Annotated in this window: 14 protein-coding genes; 13 read left to right on the forward strand and 1 reads right to left on the reverse strand. The window is 63.1% G+C overall.

Going from position 1 to position 17,001, the window contains the following annotated elements:
* The first annotated feature begins 163 nt into the window (after positions 1-163).
* From lnt to O4H62_RS19510, 13 genes are all read left to right on the forward strand, one after another.
* Positions 164-1,759 carry an apolipoprotein N-acyltransferase gene (gene lnt / locus O4H62_RS19450; protein WP_269390378.1) on the forward strand — a complete coding sequence of 532 codons (1,596 nt, stop codon included), beginning with the start codon at positions 164-166 and terminating at the stop codon, positions 1,757-1,759.
* Between the two features lie 151 nt (positions 1,760-1,910).
* Entirely contained in the window at positions 1,911-2,330 is a 420-nt protein-coding gene (locus O4H62_RS19455) for a helix-turn-helix domain-containing protein (RefSeq protein WP_269390379.1), read from the forward strand.
* Positions 2,331-2,578: 248 nt separating this feature from the next.
* On the forward strand, positions 2,579-3,820 hold the full coding sequence (gene metK, locus O4H62_RS19460; protein ID WP_269390380.1) for a methionine adenosyltransferase: 1,242 nt from the start codon (positions 2,579-2,581) through the stop codon (positions 3,818-3,820).
* Positions 3,821-3,943: 123 nt separating this feature from the next.
* Entirely contained in the window at positions 3,944-4,648 is a 705-nt protein-coding gene (trmB, locus tag O4H62_RS19465; RefSeq protein WP_269390381.1) for a tRNA (guanine(46)-N(7))-methyltransferase TrmB, read from the forward strand.
* 296 nt (positions 4,649-4,944) lie between these two features.
* Positions 4,945-5,574 (forward strand): ribosome maturation factor RimP, encoded by a 630-nt coding sequence (rimP, locus tag O4H62_RS19470; protein ID WP_269390383.1) that lies wholly within the window; start codon positions 4,945-4,947, stop codon positions 5,572-5,574.
* 112 nt (positions 5,575-5,686) lie between these two features.
* Positions 5,687-7,300 carry a transcription termination factor NusA gene (gene nusA / locus O4H62_RS19475; RefSeq protein WP_269390385.1) on the forward strand — a complete coding sequence of 538 codons (1,614 nt, stop codon included), beginning with the start codon at positions 5,687-5,689 and terminating at the stop codon, positions 7,298-7,300.
* Positions 7,301-7,326: 26 nt separating this feature from the next.
* A complete protein-coding gene (locus O4H62_RS19480) occupies positions 7,327-7,953 on the forward strand; it encodes an RNA-binding protein (RefSeq protein WP_269390386.1) in 627 nt (208 codons plus the stop codon).
* Positions 7,954-8,044: 91 nt separating this feature from the next.
* Positions 8,045-10,708, forward strand: coding sequence for a translation initiation factor IF-2 (gene infB / locus O4H62_RS19485; protein ID WP_269390387.1), 2,664 nt, complete (start codon positions 8,045-8,047; stop codon positions 10,706-10,708).
* Positions 10,709-10,799: 91 nt separating this feature from the next.
* Positions 10,800-11,246, forward strand: coding sequence for a 30S ribosome-binding factor RbfA (gene rbfA / locus O4H62_RS19490; RefSeq protein WP_269390389.1), 447 nt, complete (start codon positions 10,800-10,802; stop codon positions 11,244-11,246).
* Position 11,247: 1 nt separating this feature from the next.
* The gene (gene truB / locus O4H62_RS19495) at positions 11,248-12,183 is read left to right on the forward strand and encodes a tRNA pseudouridine(55) synthase TruB (RefSeq protein WP_269390391.1); all 936 of its coding nucleotides are present in this window, start codon (positions 11,248-11,250) and stop codon (positions 12,181-12,183) included.
* A gap of 176 nt (positions 12,184-12,359) precedes the next feature.
* Positions 12,360-12,629 (forward strand): 30S ribosomal protein S15, encoded by a 270-nt coding sequence (rpsO, locus tag O4H62_RS19500; RefSeq protein WP_269390392.1) that lies wholly within the window; start codon positions 12,360-12,362, stop codon positions 12,627-12,629.
* Between the two features lie 345 nt (positions 12,630-12,974).
* Entirely contained in the window at positions 12,975-15,095 is a 2,121-nt protein-coding gene (gene pnp / locus O4H62_RS19505) for a polyribonucleotide nucleotidyltransferase (RefSeq protein ID WP_269390393.1), read from the forward strand.
* 142 nt (positions 15,096-15,237) lie between these two features.
* A complete protein-coding gene (locus tag O4H62_RS19510) occupies positions 15,238-16,305 on the forward strand; it encodes a sterol desaturase family protein (protein WP_269390394.1) in 1,068 nt (355 codons plus the stop codon).
* Positions 16,306-16,503: 198 nt separating this feature from the next.
* On the opposite strand, the gene O4H62_RS19515 is transcribed toward O4H62_RS19510, so the two are convergent.
* Complete coding sequence (locus O4H62_RS19515; RefSeq protein ID WP_269390395.1) at positions 16,504-16,878, reverse strand: hypothetical protein; 375 nt, start codon at positions 16,876-16,878, stop codon at positions 16,504-16,506.
* Between the last annotated feature and the right edge of the window lie 123 nt (positions 16,879-17,001).

Below are 17,001 nucleotides of genomic sequence, written 5' to 3' on the forward strand. Positions count from 1 at the left end.
CCGGTCCCGCCCGGCAAGCGCCCGGATCCGCGGCCGGCCGGACAAAAAAGCCGGGAGCAGCGACGGACATCGCCGCGGTTTTTTGAAAGGATACCGCAACTGATTCGCTTGGCCGGAACGCGCCGGACAAGCCGGATCCCTGTTGGCTGGGAGTAGACCGGATTTGGAACGGATCGCTGAATCCATCATGTTGAGCTGGGGCTTCAAACGCCTGCTCCTGGCTTTCGCCGCCGGCGCGCTGTCTGTTCTGGCCTTGCCGCCGTTCAATTTCTTTGCCGTTCTGTTCGTCTCGTTTCCGGTTCTGGTCTGGTTGCTCGATGGCGCCAGCGGTTCGGCTGAGCGGGGCATACTCGGGCGGATGCGCCCTGCCTTTGCCACCGGCTGGTGGTTCGGCTTCGGCTATTTCGTGGCCGGCCTCTGGTGGCTGGGCAATGCGCTGCTGGTCGATGCGAACGGCTTCGCCTGGGCCTTGCCGCTTGCCGTGCTCGGTCTGCCAGCGCTGCTGGCGCTGTTCTATGGCGTGGCCACCTCGCTTGCCTGGCTGCTGTGGTCGGATGGAATCGGGCGTATCGCGGCGCTTGGTGCGGCTTTCGGGCTGATTGAATGGGGCCGCAGCTTTGTCCTGACCGGTTTCCCCTGGAACGCCATCGGCTATGCGGCGATGCCGGCGCCGCTGATGATGCAGTCGGTCGAGCTTGTCGGCATTTTCGGCATGTCGGCGCTGACTGTGTTCGTGTTTTCGGCGCCCGCCCTGATCGGCACGAGGCGCGGCGCGGTTGCCGGGATGGTCGCGGCGCTGGCACTTTTCTCCGCCCATGTCGGCTATGGCTGGTTTGCGCTTCATCGTCTCGATCGCTCCGGGCTGACGCCCGCCGAGGCCGTGATCCGGATTGTGCAGCCGGCTATCGATCAGTCGCAGAAGTGGGATCTGGAAGAGCGCGAGCGGATATTCTCGCGTTTGCTGGCGTTCAGCGCCCTGGCGCCGCGCGAGGGCGAGCCGCGTCCCACCCACATTGTCTGGCCCGAGACCGCGCTGCCGTTCCTGCTCACCGAGAATCCCGGCGCTCTCTCGCGCATTGCCGACATGCTGCAGGTGGGCCAGACCCTGATAACCGGCGCAGTCCGGTTCGAGGACGGGGCCGGAGGCGCGGCACAACGTTACTACAACACCATCTACGTCATTGACGACGAGGGCCAGATCATCGGATCCGCCGACAAGGCTCATCTGGTTCCCTTCGGCGAGTATCTGCCATTCGAGGCGTCGCTTCGGCGTCTCGGTCTGACTCCGGTGGCCGAAACCTTTGGCGGGTTTTCCGCCGCCGACCGGCGCGGCATGCTGTCTTTGCCGGGCGGACTGGGTGCCGTTCCGCTGATTTGTTACGAGGCGATCTTCCCGGATCTGTCGGTCGTGCCTGAAGGCAGGGGGGATTTGCTGCTCAATCTGACCAATGACGCCTGGTACGGCATCACGCCAGGCCCTTATCAGCACCTGCACCAGGCGCAGCTGCGGGCTGTCGAGACCCGGCTTCCGCTGGTCCGCGCAGCCAATAGCGGCATCTCCGCCGTGGTCGACGCCGGCGGCCGCATTGTCGGCAGTCTGCCGCTTGGCGAGGCCGGCGTTTTCGATGTCCGGTTGCCGTCCCGCGCTGATCAATTTTCGCTTATAAGAATTAGGCGATTTAACTTTGGATTGATAATCGCCATAATGGTGGTGATGGCGCTCTTTGCTCGCAAAAGTAAAAATCAACGGTTTGATTGACGCAAAACCCCCAAAATAGCATAGTTGTTTTCGTCAACCCAATTCCCGTCTTGATCATGGACCAACTGACCGGGTTCCTCCGGTTTTTTTGAACTGCAATCAAAACGGGATAAAGCAACAATAGAGCCGAGGCTCTTGTCAGGACGAAAGTATGATTGAAAACAAGAAAAAGCCCAATCCGATCGACATCCATGTCGGCAGCCGGATCCGTCTTCGGCGCACCATGCTGGGCATGAGCCAGGAGAAGCTCGGAGAAGCGTTAGGCATCACCTTTCAGCAGATCCAGAAATATGAAAAGGGCACCAACCGTGTCGGTGCCAGCCGCCTGCAGAACATCTCGACCATTCTGAATGTTCCGGTCAGTTTCTTCTTTGAAGATGCCCCGGGCGATCCGGCGACGGCCCAGCCGGGAATGGCCGAGGCCAACAGCTCGAACTATGTGGTCGACTTCCTGTCTTCGTCCGAAGGGCTGCAGCTCAACCGGGCCTTCATCAAGATCCCTGACCCCAAGGTCCGGCGCAAGCTGGTGGATCTGGTCAAGTCGCTGGCATCCGAACCGGACTCCGACTGAACCTCCTGTTCCCGTCCCCGGATGGGTTCGGGCAGGATTTCAGCTGTAAAAGCGCCGCGTGCCGTACTCGCCGAGTTCGGACGCGGCGCTTTTGTTCCGGCGGTCTTCCCTGGCCAGATGCCAGACGGGCCGGCTGGGTCAGGGATCTAATCTAATCATATCAAGATATATTTATGTCATTCTGACCTTGTCAGAATCATGCGTTGCCACTAAACGTTCTCGACCACTTCAATCTGATGGAGCCTGCCATGGAGCGCTCGACTTTCCTTTTCACCAGTGAATCCGTATCCGAAGGTCACCCCGACAAGGTGTGCGACCGCATTTCGGACGAGATTGTCGATCTGGTCTATCGCGAGGCGAAGAAAACCGGTGTTGATCCGTGGAGCGTGCGGGTTGCCTGCGAAACGCTGGCGACGACCAACCGCGTTGTGATCGCCGGCGAGGTTCGCGTGCCGCCATCGCTGGTCAAGCTCGACAAGAACGGCAAGGAAGTCATCAATCCGGCCAAGTTCAAGTCCGCCGCCCGCAAGGCCATCAAGTCGATCGGCTACGAGCAGGAGGGCTTCCACTGGAAGACCGCCAAGGTCGAGGTGCTGCTGCATTTCCAGTCGGCCCACATCGCGCAGGGCGTCGACAATGCGGCCGATCATCAGGGCTCTGAAGGTGCTGGCGACCAGGGCATCATGTTCGGCTACGCCTGCAACGAGACGCCGGAACTGATGCCGGCGCCGATCTACTACAGCCACAAGATCCTCGAACTGCTCGCCGCCGCCCGCCACAAGGGCGAGGGCGATGTCGGCAAGCTCGGCCCGGACGCGAAGAGCCAGGTCACCGTGCGCTACGTCGATGGCAAGCCGTCGGAAGTGGTCTCCATCGTGCTGTCCACACAGCATCTCGACGGCAGCTGGGATTCGGCCAAGGTGCGCCAGGTCGTTGAGCCCTACATCCGCGAGGCGCTGACCGGCCTCAAGATCGCCGACGACTGCAAGTGGTATGTCAATCCGACCGGCAAGTTCGAAATCGGCGGTCCCGATGGCGATGCAGGCCTGACCGGCCGCAAGATCATTGTCGACACCTATGGCGGCGCAGCTCCCCATGGCGGCGGCGCCTTCTCCGGCAAGGACACCACCAAGGTCGACCGCTCCGCGGCTTACGCCGCGCGCTACCTGGCCAAGAACGCGATTGCCGCCGGTCTCGCCGAGCGCTGCACCATCCAGCTGGCCTATGCCATCGGCGTTGCCCAGCCGCTGTCGATCAACGTCAATTTCCATGACACCGGGAAAGTCTCCGAGGCTGCCCTCGAAGAGGCGCTGCCCAAGGTGATGGACCTGACGCCGCGCGGCATTCGTGCCCATCTCGATCTCAACAAGCCGATTTATGCGCGCACCGCAGCCTATGGCCATTTCGGCCGCAAGGCGGGCCGTGACGGCTCGTTCTCCTGGGAGAAGCTTGACCTGGTCAAGCCGCTCAAGGAAGCCCTCAAGGGCTGACGCTCTCTACAGCATTGCGCATCCAATTGGATGCGCAATGCTGTGGATTCGTGAAGTCATGCATGTACGTTATCGCTCAAATGAATCCATTTGAGCGCGACATGCACTAGCAGGTTCAATGCAATGACCAGCCCGCAACGGCGCAGCCGGTCGACCGAGGCATTTTACGGTCGCCGCAAGGGGAAGACGCTCAAGGCTCCGCAGGCCGAGGCGCTGTCGGCGCTTCTGCCGGTGCTGAAGCTTGATCTGTCTTCTCCTCCGCCCGATCCGCTGGCGGCGCTTTGGCCGAAACCGGTCTCGACGACAAGGCTTGAAATCGGCTTTGGCGGCGGTGAGCATCTGCTTCACCGGGCCCGCCATGCCCCCGGCACCGGTTTCATCGGCGTTGAACCCTTCGTCAATTCCATGGCCAAGCTGCTGGCAAGCCTGGAAACCGAAGGGCTGGAGAACATCCGCCTTTATGACGACGATGCCACGCGGGTGCTCGACTGGCTTCCCGATGCCTGCCTCGACCACATCGATCTGCTCTACCCCGATCCCTGGCCCAAGAAGAAGCACTGGAAACGCCGTTTCGTTTCCAGGCTCAACCTCGACCGATTTGCCCGCGTCCTCAAGCCCGGCGGCCGGTTCTGTTTCGCCTCCGATATTGATACCTATGTGAACTGGACGCTGGCCCACATTGCCGCCCATCCGGACTTTGAGTGGACCGCCCGCAAGGCCGCGGACTGGCGCATGCCGTGGGAAGGGTGGCCCGGCACCCGCTACGAGGCCAAGGCCATCCGCGAGGGCCGCACGCCCTGCTACCTGGAATTCGTTCGCCTCGGCTGACAGGCCGCCGGCATCGGCGTACTTGACGGGCGCCGCAGCCCGAATACCGGAATTCCCTTGCCGAAGCGGTCGAATGAGTCTATATGGACTTCAAATTCTTGATCGCTATGAACAAGGGTGGGCCCGCGAGGACCCGCTCTTTTTTGTTGCCAGGCGATCAGTTGAACCATCGCAGCGCGCGTTGCCTCGGGGAGGACACCAGAGGACGCTGCAGCACTTTCAATGTGCTGCATGTTTTATCCTTCGAATCCTCCGGGAGGTTGGCGGGTGCATGCAGCAGCCAGGACAAGGTCCCGATGACAGACGAAACCGCGATGCCCAATGATGACAGACTGGTTACGGAAACCGGCGTTGACGCGCGCATTGCCGAAATCGTCGAGCCCGTGATCCAGGCGCTGGACATGCGCCTGGTGCGGGTTCGCCTGTCTGGCCAGAACGGCCTGACCCTGCAGATCATGGCCGAGCGCAACGACGGCACCATGAGTGTTGAGGATTGCGAGGCGGTATCCCGTGCCATCTCCCCGGTGCTTGATGTTGAGGACCCGGTCGAGAAGGCGTATCATCTGGAAATATCGTCGCCCGGCATTGACCGCCCGCTGGTGCGCAAGTCCGATTTTATCCGCTGGGAAGGTCATCTCGCCCGTTGTGACGCGTCCGTGCTGATCAACGGCCGCAAGCGGTTCCGCGGCTACATCCGCGATGTAACCGAAACCGGTTTCTCGGTAGAGCGCGACCAGCCGGCCTACGGCGAAGAGAACATCGCGGTCATTCCGTTTTCGGCGCTCGCCGAGGCCAAGCTGGTGCTGACCGACGATCTGATCCGCGAATCGCTGCGCGCCGACAAGGCCGCGAAGGCGGCGCAGGCGGCCAATGAGAACGACGCCGGGGAAATCCCGGAAGATCCCGAAGCCGGCGATCCGGCCTGAGACGGGTTGAACGAATTTGGGAACGCCCTTCGGGGCGCCTTTGATCCGGTCCGGTTGACGGACCCAAACCAGAGCAGGGCCGCAAGCCGCGGCCCGACATATGGAGACAGACATGGCAGTCAGTGCAAACAGGCTTGAGCTTCTTCAGATCGCTGACGCGGTCGCTCGCGAGAAGTCCATTGACCGCGAGATCGTCATTGCCGCAATGGCGGACGCGATCCAGAAAGCCGCACGCTCGCGCTACGGGTCGGAATCCAACATCCGCGCCGACATCAATGCCAAGACCGGCGAAATCCGCCTCCAGCGCCTGCTGGAAGTCGTCGATCACGCCGAAGACTATTCGCTGCAGATCCCGCTGGCGCTGGCCCGCGACCGCAACCCCGATGCGCAGCTCGGCGATTTCATCGCCGATCCGCTGCCGCCGATGGATTTTGGCCGCATCGCCGCACAGTCGGCCAAGCAGGTGATCGTGCAGAAGGTGCGCGAAGCCGAGCGCGACCGCCAGTTCGATGAGTTCAAGGACCGCATCGGCGAGATCGTCAACGGCACCGTCAAGCGCGTCGAATACGGCAATGTCATTGTCGATCTCGGCCGTGGCGAAGGCATCATCCGCCGCGATGAGACCATCCCGCGCGAGGCTTTCCGCTACGGCGACCGCGTCCGCGCCTATGTCTACGATGTCCGCCGCGAACAGCGCGGCCCGCAGATCTTCCTCTCGCGCACCCATCCGCAGTTCATGGTCAGGCTGTTCCAGATGGAAGTGCCGGAAATCTACGACGGCATCATCGAGATCCGCTCGGTCGCCCGCGATCCGGGCAGCCGCGCCAAGATCGCCGTCATCTCCAACGATTCCTCCATCGATCCCGTCGGCGCCTGCGTTGGTATGCGCGGCAGCCGCGTGCAGGCCGTCGTTGGCGAACTGCAGGGCGAGAAGATTGACATCATCCCGTGGTCGCCGTCGCCTGCAAGCTTCATCGTCAACGCGCTGCAGCCGGCCGAAGTGACCAAGGTGGTGCTTGACGAGGACGCCGAGCGCATCGAGGTCGTGGTGCCCGACGAGCAGCTGTCGCTGGCCATCGGCCGTCGCGGCCAGAATGTCCGCCTCGCCTCGCAGCTGACCGGTTGGGACATCGACATCCTCACCGAGGAAGAGGAAAGCCAGCGCCGCCAGAAGGAATTCAACGAGCGCACGCAGCTGTTCATGGAAGCGCTCGATGTCGACGAGATGGTCGGCCAGGTGCTCGCCTCCGAAGGCTTCAGCCAGGTCGAGGAAGTGGCTTACGTCGATATCGGCGAAATCACCGCGATCGAGGGCTTCGACGAGGAAACCGCCAACGAGCTGCAGACCCGCGCCCGCGAGTATCTCGACAAGGTTGAGGCCGAGCTCGATGCCAAGCGCAAGGAGCTGGGCGTCGAGGACGAGCTGCGCTCGATCCCGGGCATGACCACGCAGATGATGGTGGCGCTCGGTGGCGACGGCATCAAGACGGTCGAGGACTTCGCCGGTTGCGCTGTTGACGACCTGACCGGCTGGTCGGAGCGCAAGGATGGCGAAACCAAGCGGTTCGACGGCCTGTTCACCGGTCTCGACGTGAGTCGTGCTGAAGCCGAACAGATGATCCTGCAGGCGCGTCTTGCCATAGGCTGGATCACCGAGGACGAACTGGTCGCCGAGGAAGCAGAGGACGCTGACGCTGAAATGGAAGCGGCCGGCGACGAGGCCTGAGGCCCGTCGTTCCCGGAGGCAGTGCGGTGAAGGTCAGGATCGAACCCGTGAACGACCGGATGTGCATAGTGACCAGGGAGCGTGGCCAGCCGGATGATCTGATCCGGTTTGTCGCAGGGCCCGACGGGTCCGTGGTTCCCGACTTGCGCCACGCCCTTCCGGGGCGCGGCTGCTGGGTGACGGCGGAGCGGTCGGTGGTTGACCTGGCGGTCAAGCGCAAGCTTTTCGGCCGGGCGCTCAAGACGGAAGTGACCACCGATCCCGATTTGGGTGGTATGGTTGACAGGCTGCTGTGCGACAGCCTTTTCGGTATGATGAACCTGGCGCGAAAATCGGGCCAGTTCATCACCGGATCTGGTAAGGTGGATGACGCCATCCGCTCCGGCGCGGCACTCGCGCTGATGCATGCGACCGATGCGGCGGACGACGGCGTACGCAAATTGCGCCAGGCCAATACGGCGCGGGCCATGGGGGTTACTGAGGCGGAGATACCCGTCTTTCGGCTGTTTTCGGCCGACGAATTGGCGCTTGTCATGGGCGAAGGCGCTTTTATCCATGCCGCCGCGCTTGCAGGGCAGGCCGGTGAGGGTGTAGTGAAGCGCGCAAAGATGCTTGCGCGCTACAGGAACGGTCCCGATGCGGGGCCGGCCTAAAACGGGCTAAGGGGTGTAAAGCCCCTGAGCGATCGATCAAGAAGCCGGCGCGCATGGGTGCGATGCGGTTTCCCGCGGAAACGGATACGGAATGAGCGACAGCAACGACGACAAGACAATCAGTGTTACCGGCAAGAAGACCTTCTCGCTGAAGCGCCCCTCTGTGGAACAGGGGATGGTTCGCCAGGAGATGGGCCGTGGCCGTACCAAGGCGGTTGTGGTGGAGACGCGCAAGCGCCGCATCAACCGTCCCGAGGATGACAAGCCGGTGCCGCCGGTTACCCTCAAGCCGCGGCCGGCTGCTGCCGCCGAAAAACCGGCTGAGCCAGCGCCTGCGGCAGCCCCCAAGGCCGCGCCAAGCGCCGCGGCGCCATCCGCCGCGGCTCCTGCAGCCGCGCCGCGCGCACCGGCGCCCAAGCCTGCGCCACGTGGCGCGGTGCTCAACCAGCTCTCCGCAAGCGAAGTCGAAGCGCGTCGCCGCGCCTTGCAGGACAGCCGCATCCGTGACGTCGAGGAACGCAAGCGCGCCGAGGAAGAAGCCGCGCGCCGCGCCGAGGAAGACGCCCGTCGCGCAGTGGAGGAAGCCGAGAAGGCCCGCCTCCAGGCGATCGAAGACGCCCGTCTTGCAAAGGAAGCCGAAGCCGAGGCACTCGCCGCCCAGGAAGCGGCGGTCAACGCACCGGCCGAAGCTGTCCCGCCCGCAGCCGAGGAAGCTCCTCGCAGCCGCCGGCGCGAAAGCGAGGAAGAAGAAGCTCCATCACGTCCCGGCGCCGCTGCCCGTCCCGGTGGCCCGGCGCGTCCGGGTGCGAAGGTGGTTCGCCCTGAAACGCCCAAGCCTGCACGTCCGAAGGCCGAGGAAGACCGCCGTCGCGGCAAGCTGACCCTGACCGCCGCTCTCAATGATGACGGCAATTCGCGCGGACGCTCGTTGTCTGCCATGCGCCGCCGTCAGGAAAAGATGCGCCGCTCGATGATGCAGGAGCCTCGCGAGAAGATTGCCCGCGAAGTGCAGCTGCCTGAGACCATCACCATCCAGGAACTCTCGCAGCGTATGGCCGAACGGTCTGTCGATGTGATCAAGTACCTGATGAAGGAAGGCCAGATGATGAAGCCGGGCGACGTCATCGACGCCGACCTTGCCGAACTGATTGCCGGTGAATTCGGCCACACTGTCCGCCGCGTGTCGGAATCCGACGTCGAACTTGGCATTTTCAATGTCGAGGACGAAGGTGGCGAAATGGTTTCCCGGCCTCCGGTGGTCACCATCATGGGTCACGTCGACCACGGCAAGACCTCGCTGCTCGACGCCATCCGCGACGCCAACGTGGTTTCGGGCGAGGCCGGTGGCATCACCCAGCATATCGGTGCCTACCAGGTCGAGAAGAACGGTCAGCTGATCACCTTCATCGATACGCCTGGCCATGCCGCCTTTACCGCGATGCGTGCCCGTGGCGCCCAGGCCACCGACATTGCCATTCTGGTGGTTGCCGCCGATGACGCCGTGATGCCGCAGACGATTGAATCGATCAATCATGCCAAGGCTGCCGGCGTTCCGATCATCGTGGCGATCAACAAGATCGACAAGCCGACGGCTGATCCACAGAAGGTCCGGACCGATCTCTTGCAGCACGAGGTCTTCGTCGAAAGCATGGGCGGCGAGGTTCTCGACGTCGAGGTTTCGGCGACCAAGAAGCTCAATCTCGACAAGCTGCTCGATGCCATCCTGCTGCAGGCTGAAGTGCTCGATCTCAAGGCCAATCCGGATCGCACCGCCGAAGGCGTGGTGATCGAGGCCAAGCTTGATCGCGGCCGCGGCTCGGTTGCCACCGTTCTGGTCCAGACCGGTACGCTCAAGCCCGGTGAAATCCTCGTGGCCGGCGACCAGTGGGGCCGCGTGCGCGCTCTGGTCAATGACCGCGGCGAACACGTCAAGGAAGCGGGACCCGCTTTCCCGGTCGAAATCCTTGGCCTCCAGGGCACACCGCAGGCCGGTGACCGCTTTGCCGTGGTCGAAAACGAAGCCCGGGCGCGTGAAATCGCCGAATACCGCCAGCGGCTTGCCCGCGACAAGGCAGCCGCCCGTCAGAGCGGAACGCGTGGTTCTCTCGAGCAGATGATGACCCAGCTGCAGGATACCGGCAGCAAGGAATTCCCGCTCCTGGTCAAGGGCGACGTGCAGGGATCGATCGAAGCCATCGCAGGCGCCATCGACAAGCTCGGCACCGACGAAGTCCGCGCCCGGATCATTCATTCCGGCGCCGGCGCCATCACCGAATCCGATATCAGCCTTGCCGAAGCTTCGGGCGCGGCGATCATCGGCTTCAACGTCCGTGCCAACAAGCAGGCCCGTGATGCGGCCGAACGCGACGGCGTCGAAATCCGCTACTACAACATCATCTACGATCTGGTGGATGACGTGAAGGCGGCGATGTCGGGCATGCTGTCGCCGGAACGTCGCGAGACCTTCCTCGGCAATGCCGAGATCCTCGAGGTGTTCAACATCACCAAGGTCGGCAAGGTTGCCGGCTGCCGCGTCACCGAAGGCAAGGTCGAACGTGGTTCGGGCGTCCGCCTGATCCGCGACAACGTTGTCATCCATGAAGGCAAGCTCAAGACGCTCAAGCGCTTCAAGGACGAAGTCGCCGAAGTCAATGGCGGCCAGGAATGCGGTATGGCGTTCGAGAACTACGAAGACATCCGCGCAGGCGATGTCATCGAGTGCTTCCGCGTCGAGCACGTCACACGCACGCTTTGATCGGTTGACGCCCGGCGCGCCTTACGCGCCGGGTCGCCATCCATCTTGCGCTGCCTCGGGCCGTTGAGCCCGCAATTTCGGTTGGAACACCATGCCCAAGTCATCTTCCTCGGCTCCTTCCCAGCGCATGTTGCGCGTCGGCGAACAGGTCCGGGCGGCCATCACCCAGGTCTTGCAGCGGGGAGAAATCCGCGATCCGATCCTGTCCAACACGCTCATCTCGGTGACCGAAGTGCGCATGTCGCCGGACCTGACGGTGGCAACCGCCTATGTCACGCCGCTCGGCGTGGAGGATCACTCGGAAACCATTGCGGCGCTCAACAAGAACGCCCGCTTCATCCGCGGCCGCGTGTCGCCGGATCTGCGCCAGATGCGCAGCATCCCGGAACTTCGCTTCCGCGACGACACCAGCTTCGAGAACTATTCCAAGATCGACGCGCTTCTGCGCTCGCCCGAAGTCGCCCGTGATCTCGATCACGGCGACGACGCGGAAGGGACGGCTGAAAGCCCCGGGTCCGAAGGCGAAGGGAAAGCCTGAGATGGGTCGTCGTGGCAAGAAGAAGGGCCGGCCGATTTCCGGATGGCTGGTTCTCGACAAACCGTGGGATTTCGGCTCCACCGAGGCTGTCTCCAAGATCAAATGGCTGTTCAAGGCCGAAAAGGCCGGTCACGCCGGCACGCTCGATCCTCTGGCCTCGGGCATGTTGCCGATCGCGCTCGGCGACGCCACCAAGACGGTTCCCTACGTCATGGATGGCCGCAAGATCTATGAATTCACCGTCGCCTGGGGCCAGGAACGCAACACCGACGATTTCGAGGGCGAGGTGATCGCCAGTTCCGATGCGCGTCCTGACAAGGCCGCCATAGAAGCGATCCTTCCCCAGTACACCGGCGTGATCGAACAGGTTCCGCCGGCCTTTTCCGCCGTCAAGATCGCCGGCGAGCGGGCCTATGACATGGCGCGCGACGGCGAGCTGGTGGAGATCCCCGCCCGCGAGGTCGAGATTCACCGCATCACGCTGCTGGGATGTCCCGACGCCGATCACGCCGTGTTCGAGGTCGAATGCGGCAAGGGCACCTATGTGCGCGCGCTGGCCCGCGATTTCGGCCGCCAGCTCGGCTGCTACGGCCATATCTCGGCCCTGCGCCGCACCATGGTTGCTCCGTTCCCGGAAGACGCGATGGTGCCGCTCGCCGATCTGGTCGCACTCGAGGAGATCGAGGACGACACCGAACGGCTGGCAGCCCTCGACGCTTTTCTGGTGCCAGCCGGCGAGGCGCTCGGCATGCTGCCGCGCATCGATGTCAGTGAGGATCAGGCCCATCGCATCCGCATGGGCAATCCGATCATCCTGCGCGGCCGCGACGCGCCGGTCGCCACCGATGACGCCTGCGCCTTCGTCCGCGGGCAACTGCTCTCGATCGGCGAAGTCGCCGGCGGCGAGTTCCGTCCCCGCCGGGTGTTCAAGGCCTGACCGGAGCCTGGATGGGCCCGGCAAGGGCGTTGGCCACATTTCCCTTTCATTTTGGCTTTAATTGGCCTATAGCCCAGCCGTCATGACAGGTCCTGCCTGCCTGACGTTTCGAGGCCCTTGCTGGACGACATCCCGGCAGCGGGCGCCATATCCATCCAGACTGAAAGGATTTGACGATGTCGATTACTGCTGAGCGCAAGGCTGCGCTGATCCAGGAATACGCCACCAAGCCGGGCGATACCGGCTCGCCGGAAGTCCAGGTTGCCATTCTCACCGAACGGATCAACAACCTGACCGGCCACTTCAAGGACAACAAGAAGGACAACCATTCGCGTCGCGGGCTGTTGACCATGGTGTCCACGCGCCGTTCGCTGCTTGATTATGTCAAGCGCAAGGACGAAGCGCGCTATGCAGCGCTGATCGCCCGTCTGGGCATCCGCCGCTAAACGGTTTTCCGGCGGGCGGGCCATGTGCTCCGCCCGCCGGACCATTTTCCCCGCCTCCGGTCCTCAAGGATCCGGAACGGGATCCTGGCGCCAAGGCGCGCGCCACCGGGCTCAATCGCCTGAAACTCGCGCCACAACCGTCCGAAGAACCGGGTAGTCCGGTTCGCAAGACATTAAGATAGCCTGTCATGGGGCAGGATTGCCGGATGCTTTCGCCGCTCTTCGAACGCGGCCCCTCAAAGCCTCCCGCTGTCTTGCCCGAGATGCGCTCGAAACCAACGGGACAGTGAAGTGCGCGGCCGGAAAGCGGCCCACGCCCACTTACCCGCATACGAAGGACAAGACATGTTCGATACCCACAAGGTCGAGATTGAATGGGGCGGCCGTCCGCTCACCCTGGAAACCGGCAAGGTTGCCCGTCAGGCTGACGGTGCCGTTATCGCCAGCTACGGCGAAACCACCGTACTCGCCACCGTCGTTTCCGCCAAGTCGCCGAAGCCCGGCCAGGATTTCTTTCCGCTGACCGTCAACTACCAGGAAAAGACCTATGCAGCCGGCAAGATCCCCGGCGGCTATTTCAAGCGCGAAGGCCGCCCGAGCGAGAACGAGACGCTGACCTCGCGTCTGATCGACCGCCCGCTGCGCCCGCTGTTCCCCGATGGCTACAAGAACGACACGCAGATCATCATCACCGTTCTGCAGCACGACCTGGAAAACAACCCGGACATCCTGGCTCTGGTCGCCGCTTCCGCTGCGCTGACCATCTCGGGCATCCCGTTCATGGGCCCGATCGCAGGCGCCCGCGTCGGCTACATCAACGGCGACTACGTGCTCAATCCGCATGTCGACGAAATGCCTGAATCCTCGCTGGATCTGGTCGTCGCCGGCACCTCGGAAGCCGTTCTGATGGTCGAGTCCGAAGCCAAGGAACTGGCCGAAGACGTCATGCTCGGCGCCGTCATGTTCGGCCACAAGAGCTTCCAGCCGGTCATCGACGCGATCATCAAGCTCGCCGAAGCCGCTGCCAAGGAGCCGCGCGACTTCACCGCTCCGGATCATTCCGAACTCGAAGCCGAAATGCTCGCCATGTGCGAAGTCGATCTGCGCGCCGCCTACACCAACACCGACAAGGCTGCCCGCTATGCGGCCATCGACGCGGTCAAGGCCAAGGTCAAGGAGCACTTCGCTCCGGCTGACGGCGAAGAGCCCCGCTTCACCTCCGAAGTCATCGGCGCCGTCTTCAAGTCGCTGCAGGCCAAGGTCGTCCGCAACGCCATTCTCGACACCAAGAGCCGCATCGACGGTCGTGATCTGTCGACCGTGCGTCCGATCGTCTCGGAAGTCGGCCTGCTGCCGCGCACCCACGGCTCTGCGCTGTTCACCCGCGGCGAGACCCAGGCCATCGTCGTTGCCACGCTCGGCACCGGCGAGGACGAGCAGTATGTCGACAGCCTGACGGGGACCTACAAGGCCACCTTCATGCTGCACTACAACTTCCCGCCCTACTCGGTAGGCGAGACCGGCCGTACCGGTTCGCCCGGCCGCCGCGAAATCGGCCATGGCAAGCTCGCCTGGCGCGCCATCCACCCGATGATGCCGTCCGCAGAGCAGTTCCCCTACACCCTGCGCGTCGTCTCCGAGATCACCGAATCCAACGGTTCCTCCTCGATGGCAACCGTCTGCGGCACCTCGCTGGCGCTGATGGATGCAGGCGTGCCGCTGGCCAAGCCCGTCGCCGGCATTGCCATGGGCCTGATCAAGGAAGGCGAACAGTTCGCCGTTCTCTCCGACATTCTCGGTGACGAGGATCACCTGGGCGACATGGACTTCAAGGTCGCCGGCACCTCCGACGGCATCACCGCCCTGCAGATGGACATCAAGATCGATGGCATCACCGAGGAAATCATGCAGATCGCACTTGGCCAGGCCAAGGACGGCCGCCTGCACATCCTCGGCGAAATGGGCAATGCGCTCTCGGAAAGCCGTGGCCAGCTGGGCGAATTCGCTCCGCGCATCGAAGTCATGAACATCCCGGTCGACAAGATCCGTGACGTCATCGGCACCGGCGGCAAGATCATCCGCGAAATCGTCGAGAAGACCGGCGCCAAGATCAACATCGACGACGATGGCACCATCAAGATCGCCTCGTCCTCGGGCAAGGAAATCGAGGCCGCCAAGAAGTGGATCCACTCGATCGTCGCCGAGCCTGAAGTCGGCGTGATCTATGAAGGCACGGTCGTCAAGGTTGCCGATTTCGGCGCCTTCGTGAACTTCTTCGGCCCCAAGGACGGTCTGGTCCACATCTCGCAGCTCGCTGCAGAGCGCGTTTCCAAGACCTCCGACGTGGTCAAGGAAGGCCAAAAGGTCTGGGTCAAGCTGCTCGGCTTTGATGAACGCGGCAAGGTCCGCCTGTCGATGAAGGTCGTCGACCAGGAAACCGGCAAGGAAGTCGAAGCCGGCGAATAAGCCCGGGCTTCAGGCTTGGGCCGACAAATGCTCGAGCCCGCTGAATGAATCAAACCTCCGGATCGAACAGGTCCGGGGGTTTTTTTATTGACCGGACATTAACCGTGAAAGTTCATGCTGGCCCGGTTGCTTGGGGGCCAGCATGGAACACGCTCTGACCGAAATTCTCAGTTATCTGGCTGCGCCGCTGCTCACGCTGCTGACGGTTCAGGGCCAGTATTTCTGGGCCACCTATCTCGGTGCCGCGCTGACGGCGGCGGCGATCTATCTTGTTTTCCGGCGCGGCCATCGCCGGAGCTGGCGGGGTCTGCGCGCCTTCGTGCTGCCCGGCAGAATCTTCAACCATCCCTCGACGCGCCTTGATTTCAAGTTGTATCTGGTCGGAACCATCTATGCCCTGGTGCAGGGGACAGTGATTTTCGGCGCCCTGCCGCATGTGCTCGAAACTTCTCTGGCGGGCCTTGAAGCCCTGTTCGGACCGGGTAAGACCAATGGCACACCCAGCCACCTGCTGACCGCGATGACTGTCTTCCTGAGCTTCCTGGCCCTCGAGTTCGGCTACTGGTTCAGTCACTGGCTGATGCACCGCGTCGACTGGCTCTGGGAGTTTCACAAGGTCCATCATTCCGCCGAAGTGATGACGCCGCTGACCGAATGGCGCCAGCACCCGGTCGAGCTGTTCATGTTCCCGGCCTTGATGGGGGCGGCGGTGGCGCTGGTCCACGCGCCGGTGATCTACCTGTTTGGCCGCGAATCCCAGACCCTGGCGCTCGGCGGGGCGAATGCCATCCTGGTCGTGTTCTGGTATACGGTGCTGCACCTGCGCCATTCGCACATACCGTTCACGCTGGAGGGTTTCTGGGGACGGATTCTGCAGACGCCCGCGCATCACCAGGTCCACCACAGCACCGATCCGCGTCATTTCAACCGCAATCTCGGCTATTGCCTGTCCCTCTGGGACTGGCTGTTCGGCACGCTTTACGTGCCGCGCAAGGACGAGCGTTTCGAATTTGGGCTCGGCGAGCGCGACGAGCCGCTCGAAACCCTGATCGGAAGCCTGGTGGCGCCGTTCGGGCGGGCCGCGAGCCTGATCGGGCGCCGTATGGGATTGACCCGGACCGCCCCGCCGCCGGGCTCCGCGGAGGGGCCGGTGCCGGCACAAGAGACCACGCTGCCCGGGACCTCGTCTGCGCGGGAACTTTCAGCGTAAGCGCCGCCCGGCCGCGCGAACACCAAAAAGACTTCGCCAGGCAGGAACGTCTCTTTTGGGGAGATGAAATGAAAGAGGCCCGTGGAGCGGCGGGCCCGGGATATCTTTCAGACCGGAATTGCGGGGCGGCATTGCCGGACGGCATTTGAGCCTTGCGGGGGCAGCCTGCACGGCCCCGTGATCGGGCGATTGCCCGGATCAGTTGGCAAAGCTTTCGGCTTCCGGTTCGCCTTCGGGTTTGGAGAGGGCGATGACGGCAACAACGGCGGCGCCGTTCAGCCAGTAGTAGCCCGCATCGAGCCCTGTAAAACCCAGCGCAAAGGGCAGCGCCAGGAACAAAAGCCCCACCGCGAGATCGACAGCCAGATGCAGCCGGTACGGCAGCACCCGAATGATCCCCAGCTCGTGATCCGTGAACACGGTCAGCAGGAAGGCCGCCACGCCGACCAACGGCGAAATCGCCAGCGCGAGTGGTTGGTCGGCCCCCAGTCCAAGCAGGAACGGCAGCGCGACGAGTGCGAAGGCGACCGGATAGTCGAGCCAGGCATGGATGGTCTTGGTGACAAAGCGCATGAGGTAAGTCCTTTCGGCAGGTGATGAGGCGACGGACCATCCGCCGCCCCATCTGACTAGGCTGCCTGACGGGAACGATGAACATTCGATTGTTCGGGATATTGGTCAGTTCGTCCGGAAATC

This window comes from Parahoeflea alexandrii, from assembly GCF_027214025.1.
Classification (GTDB): domain Bacteria; phylum Pseudomonadota; class Alphaproteobacteria; order Rhizobiales; family Rhizobiaceae; genus Hoeflea; species Hoeflea alexandrii_A.